Source organism: Chitinophaga sp. W2I13, assembly GCF_050434005.1.
GTDB lineage: Bacteria > Bacteroidota > Bacteroidia > Chitinophagales > Chitinophagaceae > Chitinophaga.
Genome location: NZ_JBNPWD010000001.1, coordinates 31,388 through 54,230 on the forward strand (window position 1 = coordinate 31,388; position 22,843 = coordinate 54,230).

Sequence of the window (22,843 nt, forward strand, 5' to 3'; positions counted from 1 at the left end):
AGGGGGTTTATTCTGATCTAAAAGTAATAATAAATTTGGTTCCCTCTCCGGGATGACTTTCTGCTCTTATATTACCACCCATCGCTTCTACCTGCGTTTTCGTGATAAATAAGCCTATTCCCTTCGCATCTTTATTTTTATGAAAGGTTTTGCGGAAGCCAAAAAGCTTGTTGCCAAACCGCTCCATATCTATCCCCACACCGTTGTCTTCCACACTCAGAATGATGTTATCATTTTCTTTCCAGCTCCGCAGATGCAGTGCAGGCGTACGTTCTGAAGAACGGTAGCGGATAGCGTTGGTAATAAAATTCAGCAGGATACTGTCGAGGTACACCCGGGGATATTCAATCACCGGCTCCTCCTCAAAATCATAGGTGATCTGGATATTGCTGGTTTCTATATCTACCAGCAAAATATCTTTTACCTTCTGTAATCTTTCGGCAAACGACAGTTTTTCTTTTTCCACATTCACATCTTTCCGGATCTGCACTACCTCCACCAGGTCGTTCAGTGTTTCATCAATCTTCTTTATCACCTCGTGTACCATGCCCAGGTAAAGATCCTTTTCCTGCTGGGCGGCAGCTTCATTGTGCATCTGCATCAGCGCCTTCAGGTTGGCAATAGGCGCCCGGAGGTTATGGGAAGTGATGTGGGCAAAATCTTCCAGCTGCTTGTTCTGGTTCAGCAGGTTTTTGTTCAGGTTAGATAACTGCTCGTTGGCCTTCCGGAGCTCTTTCTGCAATTTCCGGCTGTCCGTGATATCGCGCATAAACACGGAGATCCCGCCGTCCTGCATCGGGGTAAGCAGGAAATCGTACCATTTGTCTGCCCCCGGGAAGTAGATGCCGAACGACTGTGATGCCTGCTGCTGGATGCATTCCTGCAGCCGTGCATAAAACACGGTGCCGCTTAAGCGCGGAAATTCCTTGAAGATATTGCTGCCCATGGCCACAGGGTGACCAATCATTTTCTCGGCCTTCCGGTTCAGGAAGTTGAGGTTCCCTGATTTCTCCATAGCGGCATATCCCATATCGATGGTATCAAAGAAAAGACGCATCAGCTCTGTGTTCCGGGTGAGTGCGTCCCTGATTTCCAGTTGTTCGGTGATATCCTGCACTACCCCGTACATGCGTACCAGCCGGCCGTTTACATAACCGGGTTGTCCAATAGACCGAACCCTTTTTACCTGTTGTTTGGAAGAAATGATGGTGAGCTGGGCATCGAACGGCCTGCCTGTTTCCATACATTGCTGCATCAGCGCTTCGAGGCTTTCACGGGCCTCTGGTGTGTAATAGCCCAGTGCTTTTTCAAGATCGACGGGGGTATCTACGGGGCAGTCGTGGATGTGATACGACTGGTCCGTCCACCGCACCTGGCCGCTGTCTACATCCAGTTCCCATCCGCCTATCTTACCGATGGTACCTGTTTGCTGCAGGAATTCCTGGTTCTTCTTAATCTCCAGCTCCTGCAGTTTTTTGTCGGTGATATCATTTACCAGCGCTACCACAATCATTTCCTTGTCCACCGGTTCAATCACCGGGAACACGGTCAGGTCGAGGTATACTTCCCGGCCTACGGTCGTCCATCGCTTGTCCTGGGAGAAGTCGATCCGCTTTTCCACGCGGAGTGATTTATTCTGTTCCAGCGCCTGTACAAACAGTTTGTCCAGTTCAAACATGGTGGCCAGTTCATCGTTCATCACGTTGAAAGGCTGGCGGCTCATGGGATGCGGCGAATTAAAGAAGAAGCGTTGTGTTTGATTGATCCGGCGGATAAAGCCAAAATTATCAAACTGGATATAACCGATGGGCAGGTTTTCGATGATATTGTCGAGGAGTCGTTCGCTTTTCTGGAGGCTGAGTTCCGATAATTTTTTCTCGGTGATATCATCCAGTATCAGGAAGATATTATCCATATTCCTTTGCTGGTCTGTGAGGGGGAATATGGTCGCTTCGAAATATACGGGATAAAGCCTGGTGATGTTTTCGTGGTGTTTCTCGCGGTAGCTGAGGAGGATTTCCCGTTTGATCGTTTTCCCTGTTTTGCGGGCTTCCTCGAACATAACGGCGAGACCATTAAGCCGGTAGAAAGGGTCTTTCAGCCATTTATAATCCGGTTGGGTAAAGAAGGCGTGGTGTTTGCCCCAGATCTGCCGCTGGCGGGTGTTCATGTCCATACTATCACCATCGGGCGAGAACTGTTGCAGTCCGAGCGGAAGATTTTCCAGCACCTGGCCATAGTACACTTCATTACGGGCGCGTTTTATTTCGGTGAGTTTCCGCTCTGTGATATCGATGCCGATGAGCATACAATGCGTAAGGGCGCCGGCTTCACTGAAAAACGGGGTAATGCCGGCTTCCAGCCACAGTGGTTTATTTTCGGAATTGATAAGAAAGCAGAGCTGTTCCTGTACCGGTTCCCCTTTCATCAGGGTAATCCAGAGATCCTGCCAGTGTTCCGGGTTATCAGGCCGGAAGAGGGCGGTAAAAGGGCGGCCGGTAAGGGGGCCTTCTGATGGCTGCAATGCCGCTATCACCTGCGTATTAACCGCAGTCACCGTACCTGCCGCATCTATGGTGACAGAGAGTGCAAAGGCATTAATAGCGGTTTCAAGATGCTGTAAGTGGCTGTAATGCTGTTGCAGCATAACTACATTCATATGATAGCAGAATCTAAAATCGTTGTGTCAGGAAACGCCTAAAGTAGGCATTATATAATAAAAAACACTATTGGACAGGTAAAAGTAATAAATTGTTAGATATTGGTCAATTCCCTATAAACGCAGAATTAACAAGGGAAAGAGTGGATTGGTTCAATCATTTATCCACCTGTTGTGGATTTTGAGTTTTCCGAAATTGTTAAACGATCAATATCTTTGGGGTATCTTATTACATTATTATTTTTAAAATATTATCAGATGAAAGTTTTGATTATCATGGGTTCCGAGAGTGACAAGCCTGTAATGGAAGAATCACAGAAGCATTTACAGTATTTTGGAATTGAAAATGAGATGATAGTGGCTTCTGCTCACCGCAATCCTGATAAAGTAAGAGAATTGTGTATAACCGCTCAGGAAAAGGGTTTTGGCGTAATTATTGCCGCAGCGGGCATGGCAGCAGCCTTACCGGGAGTTGTATCAGCTTACACTTCGCTGCCTGTTCTTGGAGTTCCTTTAGATGGTGGTTTACCGGGCGGAATCGATGCCTTGTATTCAATTGTACAGATGCCTGCGGGATTACCGGTAGGTACATTGGCGGTTGGAAAAGCGGGTGCGCGTAATGCGGCTATACTGGCTGCACGTATCCTGGCTTTGGGAAATAAAGATATCGCCGCTAAAGTAGAAGGCTTCAAACAGAACGGGTACAGAATTTAGTGATAGCTTAACAATTGCGTTCTCCAGGTTATACTAGATTTAAATATATTCGGATTGAAAAATACCGATCATTTCCTGGACAATTAAACCTTAGAATCATTGACTGAATCCATTATCAATTTAGACAGTATTAATCCCATTGAGTTTTTCGGCGTTAACAACGGAAAGCTTGATCTGCTGAAAAAGAAATTCCCATTGCTTAAGATCCTGTCCAGGGGCACCCAGTTAAAATTGAGTGGGGCACCGGAAGAAGTGGCTACAGCGGAGGAAAAAATCGGTCAGATCGTTAAATACCTGGAGCGGAACGGTAACCTGACAGAGAACTATTTTGAACAGATTCTTGGAGATGAGGAAGGCACTAAAATCGACAATTTCAGTGAGCGCAATCCCAACGAAGTACTGGTATTTGGGCCCAACGGCAGAACCGTAAGGGCCCGTACAGCCAACCAGAAAAAGATGGTAGCGCTGGCGGAAAAGAACGACATCATTTTTGCGATAGGTCCTGCCGGTACCGGTAAAACCTATACTGCCGTTGCTTTGGCGGTTCGTGCTCTCAAAAACAAAGCGGTTAAAAAGATCATTCTCACCCGTCCTGCGGTAGAAGCAGGAGAAAGCCTCGGTTTCCTGCCGGGAGATCTGAAAGAAAAGATCGATCCGTATCTGCGGCCATTGTACGATGCGCTGGATGATATGATCCCTGCGGAAAAGCTGAGTTACTACATGACCAACCGCGTGATTGAAATTGCACCATTGGCGTATATGCGTGGACGTACCCTGGATAACTCCTTTATTATCCTGGATGAAGCGCAAAATGCCACCGACCTGCAGATCAAGATGTTTCTAACCCGTATCGGTGCATCTGCACAGGCCATCATCACAGGTGACCTTACACAGATAGATTTACCCAAAAATCAGCAATCCGGTCTGGAAAGGGCTACCCGCATCCTTCGTAACATCGATGGTATCGGTCATGTGGAACTTGATGAGGAAGATGTGGTAAGACACCGGCTTGTTAAAGCCATCATCAAGGCTTACGAAGCCAATAAGGAAAAATAAGACAGTTGATATCCTGTTATCTGATAGCTGGTTATTTGTTTGGACGGCACAACCGCCACCAGACAAGCAATCAGCTATCAAAATAACAATTATCTAAATATTTAACTCTTTATTAACGGCGATTGCCGTAAGTTCACCTGTTTTTATCCAAGGGAGACATTCAGTCCGGAAGCCTGTGAATGTGCTGAGCTATAGCCGATGACTTTGCAGTATTGAAGTTTACCCCTATTTTTGTTGTGATATATTATAATTTATCGACCGCATGACCAATTTTTTTCGAATCATGACACTGGCATTGATTACAACCTTGCTGTTAGGCAGTTGTAAGAAAAGGGCTTCCCCTGAAGAGGTGGCGCTGGCGTTTATGCATGCGATTCAGGATTCGAACTACGACCAGGCCAGGGATTATGCCACAAAAGAATCCCAACAGGTATTACAGATCTATGCCATCTTTGACGGCCGCCGCAGTGGCGCTGAAAGAGAAAAAATTAAAAACGCCCGCATCGAGGTAGTTAATATCGAAGAAAACGGCGATAAAGCGGCTGTTACAATACTGAATTCCTCCGCTCATCAGAAAGAAGTTTTGCAGATGGTGAAAGAAAACGGCCAATGGAAAATATCCCTGACGTTCGACAGCATCATTCCCAATTACACACCGCAAACCGGTGGTAATGCAGCCTTCGACTCTACCGCGTTACCGGCAGACAGCGCACCTGTCAACGGTTTAACGGCGCCGGGAAACTAAATAACTACCCTCTCTTTTATATTTTACATAAAAGGAAAGGATAATTTTTAGCTATTAACGGCTAGTTCCCTTAATTTTGCCACGCATTAATGATCAGATGTGTGGCTTATTCCTGTTTTACTTACCGGAAACCTGACCATATCTCCATGAAAAGTGAGGTGAATACTTTATTCACTTTTCAACATTAATCCAATATTGAACAATAAACCTTAAAGTAAAGTAGATTATTATGATGACAAATCCCTGGCACAGTGTGAGTCCCGGCTCTGAAGTGCCTAATGTTGTAAATGCAATTATAGAGATTCCAAAGGGATGCCGAGCTAAATATGAACTGGATAAAGAAAGCGGTTTGCTGAAACTGGACCGGGTTTTATATTCTTCTGTATACTATCCTGCCAACTACGGTTTTATTCCACAGTCTTACTGCGATGACCATGATCCGCTGGATATCCTCGTTATCTCCCAGATCGAATGTGTTCCCATGTGTATCATCGATGCGAAAATAATCGGTGTAATGCAAATGATAGACGGCGGCGAAGCAGATGACAAAATCATCGCAGTAGCAGCCAACGATATGAGTGTAAACTACATCAACGATATTACCGAACTGCCGCCTCACTTCATCGACGAAATGCGCCATTTCTTCGAAGAATATAAAAAGCTGGAAAAGAAAACCGTTGTGGTGGAAGAATTCCAGAATAAAGAGAAAGCAAAACAGATCATTCTCCAAAGCTTTGAAGATTATAAGAAGATCTTCAGACAGAGCTAGCGGATTTTGTCTTTCCCACTGATTACGCTGATTATACTGATTAGCTTGATTTTACTTTTTTTGATTTTTTTTGATTTGAATAATAATTAAGGGAGATAAGAGCGAATATATCCGCTTCTATCTCCCTTAATCCTTTATAAAATCCAAAAGAATAAAATCAAGCTAATCAATATAATCAGCGTAATCAGTGGGAAAGACAAAATCCGCGCTCTTAAAAGTATCTCTTTATGATCCGCAGGTGATGCGTACGCAACCCCGTATCTGCGTTTATAATTCCTTCGTTATCTATCGGATCAATCCGTACCTTTCCGGAGGAATGGATAATTTCATGATCGTTCAGCAAAATACCAACATGCGTAATCCTCCCCTCTTCGTTGTCAAAAAAGGCGAGATCCCCCAGGCGCGCTTCCTGTAAAAAGCCAACAATTTCCCCCTGGGTGGCCTGCTGGTAAGCATCCCGCAAAAGCGGAATACCGGACAGCTTAAACACCTGCTGCGTAAAACCGGAGCAGTCCACACCAAAAACGCTGGAACCTCCCCAAAGGTAACCGGTGTTCAAAAACTGCTCTGCGGCGCTTTTTAAGGCAGTAATATCTACAGGGCTATGATGGGTAAGCGGAAGCGGTTTATCCTCAAATTTTACAGCAATAGTTCCCCACTGCGTGGAAATATCGCTATCGCTCTTTACAAGGCAGCCAAAAGGTACCAGCATGGGACGGTTATTCATGGTAACCCGGTTTACCCAGGCCGGGAAATAGTATTTCGCCGGAGCCAGGTACAGCGATTCATCTATCGTTTCCAGGTGGGCCGCTGTGGCCCAGCCGGCATAACCGTCGTACTGGTTTATAACTTTCACCCAGCCGTCGGGAGCCGTTTCGGTGATTTCCACCCCTGCTCCCCATAAGAGCTGGGAAATCATTTCGCTTTTATGTGAGGTAGCACTCCTTAATGGCGCAACTGGCACAATGACAATGGCGTATGGCATATTAATTGTATAAATCCCTTTTACTATTCAATAATCTTATGCGCTAAATGAACTTTTTCCGCTTTTGTACGTAAATATAAAGTAATAAGTTTATGCAACAACAGTTAACCAATTTATCGGACAAGGAGTTAATATCCCGCGCCAGGAAACAGCTTGACCGGGAGGCGGAAAGCGTATTGATAGACAGGTACAGTCATTTACTGGTGGCTGTTACCATTCCTCATTTGAGTAGCCAACCGAATCTCGACCCCAACATTGTTTTCCCGGCCCTTCTGCAAAGATTAAATGCCAGTCTTAAAACACAAACCATCTATAAAGCCAACGAATGGATCCTGCATATACAAAAAGGATACCTCGGGAAGCCTGAAAAGAACACCCCCTTCTATCCATCCCGCGACGGAAGAGACCTGCTGCATATCGAAAATACGGTAGACAAAGCCGCTACCCATATCATCGACCGACAGGACCTCATTGTGCGGCTGGAACAGGCGCTTCAACGGCTGAGTGCAGATGACAATGCACTGATCACGCAATTCTATCTTGAAAATAAATCCTTTGCCGACCTTACAGCTGCTACCGGACTTCCAAGAGAGAAGTTAAGATCGCAACTCAAAGCCGCCAAAGCGAAACTTGCCAAGTTATTTATGAATCAGGGATATGCTAAGTAACAAACCGAATAATGAGAAAGTACTGAAGATCTTTTCTGCCATCCGGTGCCTCAGCAGGGACCAGCTGCCCCGTTATATGGAAGGCAGGCTGACCGATGTGGAACGGCACCTGGTAGAACAACACCTCACCGACTGCGATCTCTGCTATGATGCATTAACCGCACTGGAGCAGGAAGAGAATACCGAAAGATACCAGGACCTCACCAATAAGCTGCAACGCTATGTACAAAACAGCATACAGCCTGTTTCGCACGTACAAAAAGTAGCGCAATACACCCGTAAGGAAAAGAATAAGGAACACATGCTGGCCTATTTCTGGATCATTGCCTTCATCGGCCTTGGTGTGGGCAGCGTGTATGTGTTACGCGGACATATGCGTAATCAGCCACCGGTGCGTATCATGGCGTCGTCACTGCCGCAGAAAGACTCTGTGCGTGAAGAGGTGGCTACCGGCGTTCCACTGGTAACAGCTGCAGAAAATAATCCCGGAACAACTACGCCGGCCCCTGCTGCTACGCCTGCCATTCAAACATCAGCAAAACCAGCGGCAGCCCTGGTTGACTCCGCCGCGCTGAAAAAAGCAGCCGCTTTAAAAGCGCTGCAAAAGAAAGCCGCGGCAGACAGCATCAAAAAACATACACTATTGCAAAAACAGGCAGACTCCCTTAAAAAGGAAACCGCCGATAAAGTACCCGCCAAAGCAGAAGAAAAGAAACCGGAACAACGATCAGAACAAAAACCTGCGGCGCCCAAAGAAAAACAGAAAGAACTGGCGCCACCACCGGACCCTCCAAAAAAAGAAACACCCTCCACAGCTGTTAACAGCGATGAATACCTGTACAAAGCAGCCATGGTATACCAGCAACAGGGAAACCTTAATGAAGCCATCAACAGGTACAAAAGAATAGAGTCCGTGAGCTCAGGCAAATACGTGGAAATGGCCCGCTACCAACTCGCTATCTGCTACCGCAGCAAAGGACAGGCCGGCAAGGCCCGCCGCATGTTTAAAGAAGTGATCAGGATGGATGGTTCCATGAAAGCCGCTGCCCAACAGGCATTGGATGGTATGTAAAAAATAAAATATCAAATAATTATGGATTTTTGCAAATGCTGCATCTTAGATGCAGCATTCCATTTATTAGCCTGTGAATAATCCAGATATACAACAACTAACAGACCAGGAGCTATTGCAACGGTTCAAAGCTGATAATAACAGTGATTGGATAGGTGTGCTGTTTGACCGCTATGCCCTGCTTTTGCTGGGTATGTGCATGAAATACCTGAAGAACGAAGAAGATGCACGCGACGCCGTGCAGCAAATCTTTCTCAAGATGTTATCCGACATCAACAGGCATGAAATCCAGTATTTCCGGGCCTGGATTTACCAGGTGACCAAAAACTACTGCCTGATGCAACTGCGGCAGAAACATATGAAATACAAGGAAGAAATCTCCGACAAACATATGGGTGGTATTGCCGCTGATCCCGAAGATAAGCAGGTGTACCAGGAAAAGGATATCTTGCTGGAAAATATGGGGCAGGCTATGAGCCAGCTAAACCATGAACAAAAAATCTGTGTTGAATTGTTTTACCTGCAAAAGAAATCCTACCAGGAAATTGCTGATCAAACCGGGTATAGCCTCCTTCAGGTTAAAAGCTATATTCAGAATGGAAAGAGGAACCTGAAACTTTTATTGGAAAAACAACAACGCGCAAACAAAAGTTAATTTGCATCAATAGTGATATGAACGAGCATTTCAACGATATCTTTGTAACTACAAGCTGTCCTACGCAACAGCAGCTGCTTGACTATGTTCAGGGTAAGCTGTCTGCGGAAGAACAACATGAAGTAGAAATGCACCTGTCTGACTGTGAGCTTTGCAGCGATGCATTGGAAGGGCTGGCGGCTATAAAAGATAAGGAGAAGATTCCCGGATGGATTATCCAGATGAGATGGAGTCTTCTTAAAAAAATACACAAACGCTACAGGACCAGGAGAAAATCAGAAAACTATATATCCCTGGCCGTTATTATTCTCTGCATCCTTTTTTTACTGCTTGCATTGTTCTGGGCATACCATTTCTCTGTAAAACATTAGCGGGGGGAAGTATTTTTTCCTCCGCTACATTTAGCTGCTAATACAACTTTTTATCCCCCTTTTCTTTCCATCTCCGGAAAACATTCAGCGCCTCCTGATCAGGTAAAGCAATCAGCGGAATTTTTTTATCCGCATGATCCTTCTCTATTTCCGGTAAATAAATGAATCATCAAAATCAATGGCAGCCGCATCTTCCTTTGTATTCGCGTAGTAAACACGTTGTGGCCTCGCCCAGTAAATAGCACCCAGGCACATCGGGCAGGGTTCACAGGAAGTATATATTTCACAGTCGTGCAATTGGAAAGTGCCCAGCTTCTTACATGCTTCGCGGATCGCTACCACTTCTGCATGGGCAGTAGGGTCTGTGTTTGCCAGCACCTGGTTCCAGCCCTCTCCTACAATCTCATCTCCCTGCACCACTATTGCACCAAAAGGACCGCCGTCACCATTATCCATTCCCTTACGCGACAAGGCAATGGCATGCTGCATAAATCTTCTTTCTCTTTCTCCCGGCATACAGTTACTTTTTGATTCACTCAAATTTAACGAAAGCTGGCCACACATAAAAAAGCCCCGCGAAGAATCGCGGGGCTTATCGTTAACTATGTATCGTCGTATTTAGAATTACTTGTTTCTGATTACTACTACGCCATCAAACACATCAATTAACACTGGTTTGGATTTATCAATATCGCCTGCCAGTATCTTCTTACTTAACAGGTTAATGATTTCCTTCTGGATGAGGCGTTTCAGCGGTCTTGCTCCAAACTGCGGGTCGTAACCCTGTACAGAAAGATACTCAAGCGCATAGTCTGAAAAGTCCAATATCATGCCATTCTTTGCTACCATATCCTTCAGTTGCTGTAACTGAATGTTAATTATTCCCTTAATTTCACTTCTCAGCAACGGCTGGAACATAATCACCTCATCTACCCTGTTCAGGAACTCCGGACGGATGGTTTGTTTCAGCAATGTCATCACTTCATCTTTCGTTTTATCTACTATCTCTTCCCGGTTGGTATCGTTAATGTTCTCAAAATTTTCCTGGATAATATGGCTACCCATGTTACTGGTCATGATGATGATCGTATTCTTGAAATTCACCACACGGCCCTTGTTATCCGTTAACCGGCCATCGTCCAATACCTGTAACAGAATGTTAAAGGTATCCGGGTGTGCTTTCTCAATTTCATCGAGCAGTATCACAGAGTATGGTTTGCGGCGTACCGCTTCTGTCAGCTGGCCACCTTCATCATATCCCACATATCCCGGAGGCGCTCCTACCAGGCGGCTTACGGAGTGTTTTTCCTGGTATTCACTCATGTCTATCCGGGTCATCATGTTTTCATCGTCAAACAGGTACTCCGCCAATGCTTTGGCCAGTTCTGTTTTACCAACACCGGTAGTACCAAGGAAGATGAATGAACCGATAGGTCTGCGCGGATCCTGCAATCCTGCGCGGCTGCGGCGGATAGCATCAGACACCGCGATGATAGCTTCGTCCTGTCCTACTACACGCTGATGCAGTTCTTCTTCCAGGTGCAGTAATTTATCCTTTTCACTCTGCATCATTTTTGATACCGGGATACCCGTTGCCTTTGCCACGTTTTCCGCGATATCTTCCGCGTCTACTTCTTCTTTAAGAAGACGTTTATGATTAGCAGATATTTTATTTAGTTCTTCTGTAAGATCTGTTACCAGTTTTTCCTGTTCCTTTATTTTACCATAGCGGATTTCTGCCACCCGGCCGAAATCGCCGTTACGCTCTGCCTGTTCTGCTTCCAGCCGCAGGTTTTCAATCGCTGATTTGGCACTCTGGATCTGGTCAACCACTTCCTTCTCTGCCTGCCATTTTGCTTTGAATGTATTCCTTTCTTCTCCAAGCCGTGCTATTTCTTCACCCAGCTCACGTAATTTATCTTCGTCGTTTTCTCTCTTAATCGCTTCTCTTTCAATTTCCAGCTGACGGATCCTTCTTTCCAGTTCATCCAGTTCTTCCGGCATGGAATTCATTTCCAGCCTCAGTTTAGCCGCGCTTTCATCGATCAGGTCAATAGCCTTGTCCGGTAAAAAGCGGTCTGTTATATAGCGCTGCGATAATTCTACCGCAGCAATAATTGCTTCGTCTTTGATGAGTACGTGGTGGTGACTTTCGTATTTCTCTTTCAGTCCACGCAAAATGGAGATGGCATCTTCCACGGAAGGTTCATCTACCAACACCTTCTGGAAGCGGCGTTCCAGGGCTTTATCTTTCTCAAAATATTTCTGGTATTCGTTCAGGGTGGTAGCACCAATGGCCCGGAGTTCTCCTCTTGCCAGGGCCGGTTTCAGGATGTTGGCCGCATCCATTGCGCCTTCCATAGCGCCTGCGCCTATCAGTGTGTGGATTTCATCTATAAAGAGGATGATTTCCCCGTTACTTTCGGCTACTTCCTTTACCACGCCTTTCAATCTTTCTTCAAACTCACCACGGTATTTAGCGCCTGCCATCAAAGCGCCCATGTCGAGGGCATAGATGATCTTTGATTTCAGGTTTTCGGGTACGTCGCCATTAATGATCCGGTGGCCCAATCCTTCTACGATAGCGGTTTTACCGACACCTGGTTCACCTACCAGGATGGGGTTGTTTTTAGACCTGCGGGAGAGGATATGCAGGGTTCTGCGGATCTCCTCATCACGGCCGATCACCGGGTCGAGCTTTCCTTCCCGGGCCATTTCATTCAGGTTCTTGGCGTATTTCTGAAGCGTGTTATACTGGGTTCCACCGCTTTGGGAATTAACGGTATCTCCTTTACGGAGTTCCCGGATAGCGGCTTTGAGACCTTTTTCAGTAAGACCGGCATCTTTCAGTAATTTGGCCGTATCATCGTTACCGCCGAGGATGCCCAGGAGCAGGTGCTCCACGCTTACAAATTCATCTTTAAATTCTTTGATGGCCGCTCCTGCACGGAGGATCACGTTATTGGCGTCGCGACTGAGCGACTGGCCGCCTTCACCTCCTACCATGCGGGGGTATTTATTGATCTGCTCATTTAGCTTATTGTTTACAAATGAGGTGTTTACATCATTCTTTTTCAATAAGTATTCAATCGGGCTATCTTCATCATTTAACAAAGCTTTGAGCAGGTGCCCGGTTTCAATCGACTGATTCTGATTATTAAAGGCCAGTTGCTGGGCCTGTTGCAGTATTTCCTGCGATTTTATAGTGAAATTATTCAAGTTCATATCTGTTGTTTTTTCTTCTTTTTTGATGTTATCAAACGTCTTCTGGTAACAACAAACCATGATCCAATGTTGCAACTCCGGAAATTATGACATATAAGGGAAAGGATTACTGCATTTTTAGCAGAAAATTAGCCTAGTAACTGCTAATTTTTCATTATAACCGCCCGTTTATTCCGGGTATATTTATGGTTTACCTCAGATGTTATGAAAAATATATTTGCCTGTATCGTATGTGCAGTACCGTTATTCCTGTTCTCCCCTGTGCTGCTGGCGCAAAAGAAGCCGGCCATACCACTGCTGGTATCTGCCCATCCCTCTGCAAAGGATGGCAAACCGCCTATGAGTTTAAAGACCGCCATGGGGTTGGCGCATACTTACCAGCAACAGCAACCCGGAAGAAGTATTGAAATACAATTCCAGCCCGGTACCTATTTCCTGGACAGCACCCTGCTGATAACCGCGGGCTATTATAATGGTAACATTACGTTCCGGCCGGCCGGAAAACCAGGCACGGTAACTTTCAGTGGAGGAAAGCCATTGCAGTTGCAATGGACACCCTGGAAGAATGGCATATATAAAGCCTCCGTGGACATTCCTTTTGAGTTCAGCCACCTTTATATTAACAATAAACAACAGATCCGGGCACGTTATCCCAACTACGACAGCAGCGCAAAACATTATAACGGTACCGCTGCAGATGCGTTGAGTCCTGCCAGGATAAAAACCTGGCAACATCCCGAAGGCGGCTACGTACACGCCCTTCACCGCTCAGAATGGGGTGGTTATCACTACCGCATCACCGGTGTGAACACAGATGGCACGCTCCAACTGGAAGGTGGCTACCAGAACAATCGCCAGATGGGTATGCATGAACAGCATCGCTTTGTAGAAAATATTTTTGAAGAACTGGACGCGGAAAAAGAGTGGTTCTATGATAAAGCCACTAAAACGCTTTACTATAAACCGGCAGCGGACATTAACCTGAAAACGGCTGGCGTAGTGGTTTCCAGGTTCTCTGAAATCGTCGTTCTGAAAGGAGATGCAGCGCATCCGGTTAAAGATATCACGTTTAAGAATATACGTTTTGCGCATACCAATGCCACGTTTATGGATACACGGGAACCGCTACTGCGGAGCGACTGGGCCATTTACAGAGGTGGAGCGGTGTTGTTGGACGGTACGGAAAACTGCGTTATCAACGGTTGTGAATTTGACTATAACGGGGGCAATGCTGTATTTGTCAGCAATTACAACCGCCATGCTGATATCAGTCATTGTAACATCCATGATGCCGGTGGCAGCGGTATCTGTTTTACGGGCAACCCCGATGCCGTAAGAGCGCCCTTATTTGAATACCAGCAATCCCCCGTATTTGCCGGCATGGATACAGCAGCAGGTCCGCAAAGCCTCAACTATCCCGATTCCTGCCTGGCATACGATAATCTTATTTACCGTACCGGCCGCATAGAAAAACAAAGCGCCGGCGTGCAGATCTCTATGGCAATGGACATCACTGTTTCACATAATACCATATACGATGTGCCGCGTGCGGGCATTAACGTTAGTGAAGGTACCTGGGGCGGGCACCTCATCGAATACAATGATGTATTCAATACTGTGCTGGAAACCGGCGACCACGGGGCGTTCAACTCCTGGGGCCGCGACCGCTGGTGGTATCCCGACCGGCAGGTGATGGACAGCATGGCTGCATTGCATCCATGGCTGGTGAAACAGGATGCTGTGAAAACAAATATACTCCGCAACAACCGCTTCCGTTGTGATCATGGCTGGGATATTGACCTGGACGATGGCTCTTCCAATTATCACATTTATAATAATGTTTGCTTAAACGGCGGGCTTAAACTAAGGGAAGGATTTTTCCGTACTGTAGAAAATAATGTGATTCTCAACAACTCTTTTCATCCGCATGTGTGGTTTGAAAACAGCCACGATATTTTCCGCTATAATATTGTAGGCAGCAGTTATAAACCGATTGGCATCAGGTATTGGGGAGATATCATCGACTTTAACGTATTCCCGGATGCAGCGGCCATCAATACTCCTACGGATAAACATTCACAGACAGGTGACCCCTTGTTTGTGTCCCCTTCAACGGGCGACTACCGGGTAAAACCAGGATCACCGGCGTTGAAAGCCGGGTTCAAAAATTTCCCAATGAACCAATTTGGCGTGGTATCGGCTAACTTAAAAGTGCTGGCTAAAAAAGCACCGCTGCCGGTCCTAAAAGCAGCCACTGATGCTTCATCCACCATCAGCAACTGGCTGGGCGCGCAGGTGAAGAACATAGAAACACTGGGCGAACGCTCGGCTGCTGGCTTACCTGATAATAAAGGCGTGTTCCTGGTGGCCGTACCCGGAAGTTTTAAATATGCCGTAAAAACAGGCGATGTGATTTTACAGCTTGGAGAACGAAGCGTGAATAACGTGGATGACCTGCTAAAAGCAAGCACTTTCTATACAGATAAAAAAGTACCGCTGGTAGTATTCAGAAATCAACAGCGGGTTACTGTCAATTGATATAGGGGGTTGTTCCTTTGAGCGCTCAAAGGAACAACCTTTCTTTTATTCCCGTCCTTTAGCCAGCTCCTGGTTTTTACCTCTTCTGCAGCTTTGTTTAATTATGCCTCGCCGGAATTACCGGAAAATATACATCTTGTTATAAATCAACATCTTGCGGACAATCATTTAGATGTTAGAACTTATATCCGGATGTTTATTATTGAGGTAATCAAACAACACGGCGGCCTCCGTTGTTATAAAAGTCCTTGAAACACAAACTGTACATTCCTGCTTACGGCCGGATGATTCAGCCTAAAAAACTGGTCACCACATTCTTCATCACTAAACCCTACAATTATGTCTTTCGATTTACTGGAAAGCGCTAAAAGTATTTTCAACAGCAATGTCGTTAGTCAGGCCTCCTCACAACTCGGAGAAAGTGAAGGCGGCATTCAGAAAGCCATCAGCGGTATCATACCGATTGTTTTAACCGGCCTTCTCAATAAGGCGGGGTCCTCCGGAAACGCCGGCGGTTTGCTCGACCTCGTGAAGGGGGCAGCGGGTGATGCCAACCCTTCCGCCATTACGGGTGCGCTGCAGGGTGGTGCTGGGGGCCTGCTCAGCAAAGGCGCCGATTTGTTACGCAGCCTGTTCGGCGATAAGGTGAATTCCATTATCGGTATGTTATCTTCCTATGCCGGTATCAAGGAATCGTCTGCCAGTACCCTGCTGCAATCCGCTACCCCTGCTACGCTTGGTACAGTAGGTCAATACGCCGCCCAAAACAATTTATCTCCCAATTCCTTTCTTTCCCTGCTGGACTCACAAAAAGATAAAATACTGGGCGCTATACCCGGAGGACTGAACATTGCCGGCGTACTTGGTTTGGCGAATATCGGCGACCTCGGTAAAAAGCTCGGCAGCCTGCTGCATATGGACACCGCTACTACCACCGGCGGCGCTGTAAATATCAAACCGGATGCAAAACCCGGCAGCAGCCGCTGGATATGGTCACTGCTGCTCATTCTCATTGCCATCATCCTGTTGTGGTACCTGATGCGCGGTTGCGGTGCCAATAAACACGACGGCGTTCCTGTTACGGACAGCGTTACTACCAGCCAGATTGCAGATTCGGCTACCATGGCTGTTACAGAAGGCGGCCCGGTGGTTACCCGTGAAAGCATTAAGGTTACCCTTCCCGATGGCGTTGTATTGGATGCCTATAAAGGGGGTATAGAAGATCAGCTGGTGGTGTTCCTGAAGGACAACAGCCGTCCGGCCGGCAAAGATGTATGGTTTGACTTCGATAACCTTAACTTCAAAACCGGCAAGGCTGAACTAACAGAAGAAAGTATGAAACAGGTAGGTAATATTGCCGCTATTATGAAAGCGTTCCCTAAAGCCAAAATAAAGATTGGTGGTTATACTGACCGCACGGGCGACAGCACCAGTAACCTGCGGCTGTCTAAAGAACGTGCGGAATCTGTAGTTGCGGCATTAAAGAAAAGTAACACCAATCCGGCACAGTTACTTGGTGCAGAAGGCTATGGTTCACAGTTTGCAAAGGCGGCTGCAGATGCTTCTGAAGAAGAAAAGAAAAGAGACCGGCACATTTCTGTAAGTGTTCGCGAAAAATAAAATCCTATAAGCAAAAAGGGAAGGCTGAATGGCCTTCCCCTTTTTTTATTCTTTTACCAGCACCAGCCGGCTTCTGTCTGATTTTAGCATAGTAGCATAGAACTTCACCAGCTCGGGGTAGTCTGCCGCCGGGAAAATCCCCGCTTTTCTTTCCACTTTTCGTATATAGTTCAGCGTATTCCCTTTGATAGAAACCGCCGCATTATAACTGCCAAATTTAGCGGTTACAGATACCGGCGCCGGGAGCGATTCCGGTTTATATCCCGCTGGTAAAGTGATCGTCACGCTATCCACATCCCGGTAAGCAAAATCAAACTGGATATCCGATTTGCGGCTGGTGTCAGGTTCCAGCTTCACCCCATCGCGTGTGAGAATATTGGGAACAAGGAACATTCGTTTACCCGTTACCGTTGCATAGTTGTTTCCTTTGATGCCTAATTTCTCTTCAATGGAAGGAATAGGTGTTTCCAGCTCTGTGCAGTGATAATTATTGATATCATAACTGGAAAGACTCAGTTCTTCACGTAGCTCTTCCAGTTGCTTCTCCCTACTCAGAGAATGCAGCTTGTCACGTAAATCATCCTGCTGAAGCCCACTGTAGACGGTTCTTGCTTTAATATCGATGTTACCCGTAGGATCAATAACGGCATCCACATGGCGGATCTGTTCATTGCAATCCATTCCGTAAGCGGGGGTACGTATTAATTTGCTGTCGGTTGCATCTACCAGGAGTACCGGCCGGTTGTCGGTAAAGGAGCCGAGGTAGCCGGCGGGGTTCGTGTTACTGGTACATTCCAGCCAGGTGGTATCTTTCTCACCCGGTACACAGAGTATCTCGTGATTAAACTGGGAAGACGGGAAATCTTCACGCAGGGTATGCTCATCGTCTCCTGCTTTTACCAGTACACAATTTGATTTAATGCCAGCTTCTTTCAATAACGCCATCATATAATTAGATAAGGCCTTGCAATCGCCATAGCCATTAGCAGCCACAGATGCCGCATCAAAGGTTTGCCATCCGCCTATGCCTAACTGAATACTGATATAACGGTTATTTTGCTGAAGAAATTTATACAGTACCCTGATCTTTTCCTGGCGGCTGCTGATACCATCAACCAGTTCATGTACTTTGGCTTTGATATTGCCGGGCAACACATCCCGGCCTGCATTGAGCTGGTATGCAAAGTTTCCGAAATCTTTCCAGGTGGTCATTTTGCCCTTATAGCTTCCCAACTCAAAATCCGTTGGAGCCAGGAAAACGCACGGAGTCCGCTGGTACAATTCAACCGGGTAAACTTCATATTTCCTGGCAGGCAACTGGTTGACTTCCCACGTGATCGTTTTGTTGCCTTTCTCCGTGGTGATGACCGGTTTACCTTCATAGAGATAACTGCGGTAACGCAATTCATAGTTCTCCGGGTAAATAACCGTCAGCCTGCTTTTTTCAACAGCCGTGTAAATACTCGCCTGCGCCTGCAAACCAGGTATCCCGTATATTGTATTGAGGCGCAGCTCAATAGTATATTCCACCGTATAGGGGTATACGTTATAGTAGAACTGGTGAAGCTTCGCACGGGTATCAGACATCAGGCTGCCATCCCCTACCGCACTTATATCGCGGATATCGCTTTGTTTCAAACGTTTCAACTGCTTGCCTTCAGCATCATATAACGCGCCACTAATAGAGCGGATCTCTGACAGCTTATCATAATACATCCCCATTTTCATATGTTCAGCTCCTGTCTCATCCAGTACAGTAACCACGTAATGAGAAACAAAACGGGCATCTGTGAGATCGTTTATTTTCAAAGTAGCCTCATCTAACCTTTTTACCAGGTGCGCATTGGCCCTCAATGAATCAGGAATAGCGCTCACCGGATAAAACGGATCTCCTGCCAGCACTGTATGCGACACGGTAAACAGGAAAAACAGGATGGCTATCGACAATTGCTTGCGCATATTTTATTTTTTCTTTTTTAACACAATTTGTTCTGCTTCTTTCTTTACCACCAGGTCATAAAAATCGCGCAGGGTCGGGTATTCTTCCGGCCCAAAGTTGGCTTTGTTTAATTTTACCCGGCAGCGCAGCTGTATGTGGTTTTCTGTTTGCTGGATAAGGTATTGAAACAGGCCTTCATCTCCATTATAATTCGCTGCAGCAGATTTCGGCATTTCATCCACTATATATCCTTCGGGCACTTCCATATTAAAGGAATATACTTCATCAGACACGCTGTTCATTTCTACGGGGAACTTACGCTCCATCGCTTTAAAGGGATTGCTTTTATGGGCTTCCGACAACAGCGGGTTGATGTATAGTACTTCGCCGTCGCCTACCTGCATTTTAAAATCGTACTTTACCATCACAGGTGACTCCAGTTCTTTCAGATCCTCTACCGCCTTATTCTCCAGTTCTATTTCACCGGTATAGGATTTTGCTATCCGTTTAAAAAATTCTTCGGGGTCTTCATCTTTTACAGCCGTCCGTATTTTGTAAGACTCAAAGTAGGTGGGCCGTTGCATAAAAGTGCCCGACACCATGCCGTTTTCTATCTTTCCCAAAATTACACTGGTAAACCGCTGTTCCTTCAGGGAATCCGCTCCCAGGATCACGGGGGTGGCAAAGTCATCCAATGAACGGGCGGCGCCATTGTAGCATTCTGCCGGGAGCTTTCCGAAGCCCAGCAAAGGTTTTGAGGCATCCAGCTTCAGGTATTCTTCTCCCAGGTTCACGCCGGCAATTACGTAGTTAAAGTGGGTATATAAAGGATAGAACTGGTATACATATCCATTGCTGCGGGTACTCAGCAGCAGCGGGGTAGCAAAAAGGTTTGCTTTCTTCAGCATTGCCACCAGCAACATGTTGATGTCGGATACGTTGCCGTTCTTTGAATTAAAAACGGTTTTGAGTGACTTGCCCATCCACAGGGCGCTGTGATCTGTGCAGGTAAAATTATCGCGGACCCAGGTATAAATTTTCTGTACTTTCTCCTTATCGGTTTTAGCGTCTTTTACCAGCTCTTCTACTTTATCAGAAAGAAAACCGTTGTTTGTGGTCAGTACTTTGCCCAATTCTTCTTCCTTCATCAGGTCTTTCATCAGCTCTTCCCAGGTACTCTGCACCGGCTTACGCGGCTCTCCCGGCCAGTTGTAGGCAGACAACTGGAATTCCACCCTGTTAACATAGTTATCGGTAGTAGTGATATAGCTCTCGTCGTAAATCGGCGGCACATCTTTCAGCGCCCATTTATAGGTGGTGATAGAAGGCGTTACCGTTACCAGATTGGAAGGCCCGGTAGACCCCTGCGACTCGTTACGGAAGGTAAATGTGGAACGAGAATAGGTTTTCGTTTTTACCACATAGGGCTCATATCCCTGTGGAATGAGCATATAGTCGAAGTATTCCGGGATGGCTACGCTGTATTCGCTCCACAGGCAGGGATATTTTCCCTGGAAATCCCAGGCGCGTAAATGCCGGTAAAAGGGAGAGGCGATAGAAAAGGTGTATTCAATAATAGACCCTTCCTTTACAGCGGGCAGGGTGAATTTCTTTACCAGCAGGGATTTATCCTGCTTGTCGTTGAATACGTTTTTGCTTTCCATCCTGGTTTCTACCACTTCCCCGTTTTCGAGGTTGTAGGCAGCTGCTTTCAGGTTCAGTAATTTCTCTTCCGACGTTTCTGATTTATATATCGGTACGTGAACGGTGGCCTCATCATAACCATTTTTATCAACGATCTTAATGCGCCGGTGTACTTTGTACACCAGGCGAAGGTCGTTTCCATCCGACTCAAAAATGGAGGAGCCTATCTCAGACAGGATAATGGCGTGGGCGCCGGTATCTTTCTCTGATCTATTAATAGCAAATTCTTCTTTGGACACTTTTCCAAATTTCATTTTACTTCCGTCCTGGGCAAAGGTGGACAGGGCGAACAAACAGCTGGCAATGGGAGCCAGCATAACAAAGGTATAGCGCATCAGTTAACAGGCATATGGGATATATATGCGGGTCGAAGATATAAATAATATGCTAATTTTGCCCGGATGACCCACACTTTATTCATAAAAGAGCTGGCAAAAGAGTTAGGATTTGACCATTGCGGCATTGCGAAGGCAGTGCAGCTGGACGACGATGCCCGCCGGCTGGAAACCTGGCTGAATAAAGGCATGCATGGTAACATGCAGTATATGGAGCATCATTTCGACAAAAGGATAGATCCCCGTAAGCTGGTCGACGGCGCGCAGTCGGTGATCACCTTGTTGTTTAACTACTTCCCTTCCGAACAGCAGCGTGCCGACGCCCCGCGCATCTCCAAATATGCTTACGGCCAGGATTATCATGAGGTGATCCGGGCGCGGCTCAAAACGATGTTGCTGCGGATGCAGGAGCGGATAGGTCCCGTTCAGGGCCGGGGATTTGTGGACTCCGCCCCCGTGCTGGAACGCGCCTGGGCCACCCGCAGCGGATTAGGCTGGATCGGCAAAAACGGGAACCTGATCCATAAACAGGCCGGTTCCTTCTTTTTTATAGCGACCCTGATTACCGACATCGAACTGGAATACGACGGTCCGGTGGCCGATTACTGCGGCTCGTGTACCCGCTGCCTGGATGCCTGTCCTACGGAAGCGCTGGTAGCGCCGGGTGTAGTGGATGGCAGTAAATGTATTTCTTACTTTACCATAGAGCTGAAAGAACAACTGATCCCCGATAAAATGAAGGGACAATTTGATAACTGGATGTTTGGCTGCGATACCTGCCAGGACGTTTGTCCCTGGAACCGCTTCTCCAAAGCCAACCAGGAAGCGGCGTTTACACCTGTGCCGGCGATCCTGAACTTTTCTACCCGCGATTGGGAGGAGCTGACAGAAGAAGCTTTTAAAGACATCTTCCGTCATTCTCCTCTCAAACGCAGTAAGTTTGCCGGTATCAGGAGAAATATCAACTTCCTGAACACCTAGCGACTGGTGGCTTTAATCAGCCATTGGGTCAGGTCTGTTGCTGCTTCATAGTTTTGGAAAGATGCCGGCAGCTTCTTTCCGTCCACATATTCGTTATAAAACCAGGGGTCGCCAACGGCGAAAACCTTGCCTTTTCCCACTTCAGCTACTGCCATAACAACATATTCACCATCCTTGTAAACCGCTCGCGCAGGGGCTTTCAAGGTCAAAGTGGATAATTCCTTGATATACACCTGCCGGCCAGCCTGGAATATTTCATGTCCGGCCGGGATCCGGAAAGTACCCTGCTCCCAGTTTTTGCCTTTTACACGGTTGCGACTGTCGCCATTAAAATGGATCCCGAATTTTTCACTCAGCTTGTTAAAGTGCGAAAATTCCGCGTTGGCAGAATCGTTCTCCAGCAATACCAGCACCCCGCCAGCCTTTACCCAGTTATAAATACTACGGGCGTCCTTTTCGTTCATATAGTTGGGCGTGGGCGATTCCTTGTCCGTGTCCGGATCAATGATCATATAAATATCCGTGTGTTTCAGGTTGGCGGCCGTGGGCGCCTGCAGCAGGCTATCCCTTTTCACCCCGAGGGAGTCGAAAATATGCCCCCAGAGCGACACGCCGCCGTTGTCTGTTTCGCCCCAGATGTAATGCCACCTAACCGGATTACCGGCATTGTCCTTTTTGAATTCATTATTGTAATAATAATCCAGCGTCACGGTGAGTTCCTTTGCAGGCGACTGCTGCGCGAAGGCGGTCAACCCCGTTCCTCCCAGCAGCATCATACATAAAGTAATACGTTTCATGGTTTTCATA

18 protein-coding genes are annotated in these 22,843 nt (G+C 46.6%); 11 read left to right on the top strand and 7 right to left on the bottom strand.

Annotated features, from left to right (window positions below; translation table 11 throughout):
- Positions 1–7: 7 nt before the first annotated feature.
- The gene (locus tag QFZ48_RS00120; protein ID WP_429046631.1) at positions 8–2,659 is read right to left on the bottom strand and encodes a PAS domain-containing sensor histidine kinase; all 2,652 of its coding nucleotides are present in this window, start codon (positions 2,657–2,659) and stop codon (positions 8–10) included.
- Positions 2,660–2,833: 174 nt separating this feature from the next.
- Between QFZ48_RS00120 and purE the strand changes: the two genes are divergently transcribed.
- From purE to QFZ48_RS00140, 4 genes are all read left to right on the top strand, one after another.
- Positions 2,834–3,373: a 5-(carboxyamino)imidazole ribonucleotide mutase gene (purE, locus tag QFZ48_RS00125; protein WP_370911320.1), complete on the top strand. Its 540-nt coding sequence runs from the start codon at positions 2,834–2,836 to the stop codon at positions 3,371–3,373.
- A 99-nt stretch (positions 3,374–3,472) separates the two neighbouring features.
- Complete coding sequence (locus tag QFZ48_RS00130; RefSeq protein WP_142685064.1) at positions 3,473–4,429, top strand: PhoH family protein; 957 nt, start codon at positions 3,473–3,475, stop codon at positions 4,427–4,429.
- A gap of 262 nt (positions 4,430–4,691) precedes the next feature.
- Entirely contained in the window at positions 4,692–5,174 is a 483-nt protein-coding gene (locus QFZ48_RS00135) for a hypothetical protein (RefSeq protein ID WP_429046630.1), read from the top strand.
- Between the two features lie 229 nt (positions 5,175–5,403).
- Entirely contained in the window at positions 5,404–5,943 is a 540-nt protein-coding gene (locus tag QFZ48_RS00140; protein WP_370911317.1) for an inorganic diphosphatase, read from the top strand.
- A gap of 211 nt (positions 5,944–6,154) precedes the next feature.
- Here QFZ48_RS00140 and QFZ48_RS00145 read toward each other — a convergent pair whose 3' ends face one another.
- The gene (locus tag QFZ48_RS00145) at positions 6,155–6,928 is read right to left on the bottom strand and encodes a C40 family peptidase (protein WP_429046628.1); all 774 of its coding nucleotides are present in this window, start codon (positions 6,926–6,928) and stop codon (positions 6,155–6,157) included.
- 92 nt (positions 6,929–7,020) lie between these two features.
- On the opposite strand from QFZ48_RS00145, the gene QFZ48_RS00150 reads away from it, so the two are divergent.
- From QFZ48_RS00150 to QFZ48_RS00165, 4 genes are all read left to right on the top strand, one after another.
- Positions 7,021–7,596 (top strand): hypothetical protein, encoded by a 576-nt coding sequence (locus tag QFZ48_RS00150; protein ID WP_429046627.1) that lies wholly within the window; start codon positions 7,021–7,023, stop codon positions 7,594–7,596.
- A complete protein-coding gene (locus QFZ48_RS00155; RefSeq protein WP_429046625.1) occupies positions 7,586–8,668 on the top strand; it encodes a tetratricopeptide repeat protein in 1,083 nt (360 codons plus the stop codon). Before QFZ48_RS00150 ends, QFZ48_RS00155 begins: the two co-directional genes overlap by 11 nt.
- A gap of 73 nt (positions 8,669–8,741) precedes the next feature.
- Positions 8,742–9,323, top strand: coding sequence for an RNA polymerase sigma factor (locus QFZ48_RS00160; RefSeq protein WP_370911313.1), 582 nt, complete (start codon positions 8,742–8,744; stop codon positions 9,321–9,323).
- 17 nt (positions 9,324–9,340) lie between these two features.
- A complete protein-coding gene (locus QFZ48_RS00165; protein WP_370911312.1) occupies positions 9,341–9,694 on the top strand; it encodes an anti-sigma factor family protein in 354 nt (117 codons plus the stop codon).
- Between the two features lie 144 nt (positions 9,695–9,838).
- Here the strand turns inward: QFZ48_RS00165 and QFZ48_RS00170 are convergent, their stop codons facing one another.
- A complete protein-coding gene (locus QFZ48_RS00170) occupies positions 9,839–10,210 on the bottom strand; it encodes a nucleoside deaminase (RefSeq protein ID WP_429060555.1) in 372 nt (123 codons plus the stop codon).
- Between the two features lie 108 nt (positions 10,211–10,318).
- Positions 10,319–12,919: an ATP-dependent chaperone ClpB gene (clpB, locus tag QFZ48_RS00175; RefSeq protein ID WP_429046623.1), complete on the bottom strand. Its 2,601-nt coding sequence runs from the start codon at positions 12,917–12,919 to the stop codon at positions 10,319–10,321.
- A gap of 204 nt (positions 12,920–13,123) precedes the next feature.
- Here clpB and QFZ48_RS00180 point away from each other — a divergent pair, with 204 nt between their 5' ends.
- Both QFZ48_RS00180 and QFZ48_RS00185 read left to right on the top strand, forming a co-directional pair.
- Positions 13,124–15,457, top strand: a complete 2,334-nt coding sequence (locus tag QFZ48_RS00180; protein WP_429060557.1) for a right-handed parallel beta-helix repeat-containing protein — start codon at positions 13,124–13,126, stop codon at positions 15,455–15,457.
- 339 nt (positions 15,458–15,796) lie between these two features.
- Positions 15,797–17,077: a DUF937 domain-containing protein gene (locus QFZ48_RS00185; RefSeq protein WP_429060558.1), complete on the top strand. Its 1,281-nt coding sequence runs from the start codon at positions 15,797–15,799 to the stop codon at positions 17,075–17,077.
- Positions 17,078–17,122: 45 nt separating this feature from the next.
- Here QFZ48_RS00185 and QFZ48_RS00190 read toward each other — a convergent pair whose 3' ends face one another.
- Entirely contained in the window at positions 17,123–19,036 is a 1,914-nt protein-coding gene (locus QFZ48_RS00190) for a DUF3857 domain-containing protein (protein WP_429060560.1), read from the bottom strand.
- Positions 19,037–19,039: 3 nt separating this feature from the next.
- The gene (locus tag QFZ48_RS00195) at positions 19,040–21,037 is read right to left on the bottom strand and encodes a transglutaminase domain-containing protein (RefSeq protein ID WP_429060562.1); all 1,998 of its coding nucleotides are present in this window, start codon (positions 21,035–21,037) and stop codon (positions 19,040–19,042) included.
- 84 nt (positions 21,038–21,121) lie between these two features.
- Here QFZ48_RS00195 and queG point away from each other — a divergent pair, with 84 nt between their 5' ends.
- Positions 21,122–22,036, top strand: a complete 915-nt coding sequence (gene queG, locus QFZ48_RS00200) for a tRNA epoxyqueuosine(34) reductase QueG (RefSeq protein ID WP_429046615.1) — start codon at positions 21,122–21,124, stop codon at positions 22,034–22,036.
- On the opposite strand, the gene QFZ48_RS00205 is transcribed toward queG, so the two are convergent.
- The gene (locus QFZ48_RS00205; RefSeq protein ID WP_429046614.1) at positions 22,033–22,833 is read right to left on the bottom strand and encodes a hypothetical protein; all 801 of its coding nucleotides are present in this window, start codon (positions 22,831–22,833) and stop codon (positions 22,033–22,035) included. The genes queG and QFZ48_RS00205 overlap by 4 nt on opposite strands.
- Positions 22,834–22,843: the final 10 nt, after the last annotated feature.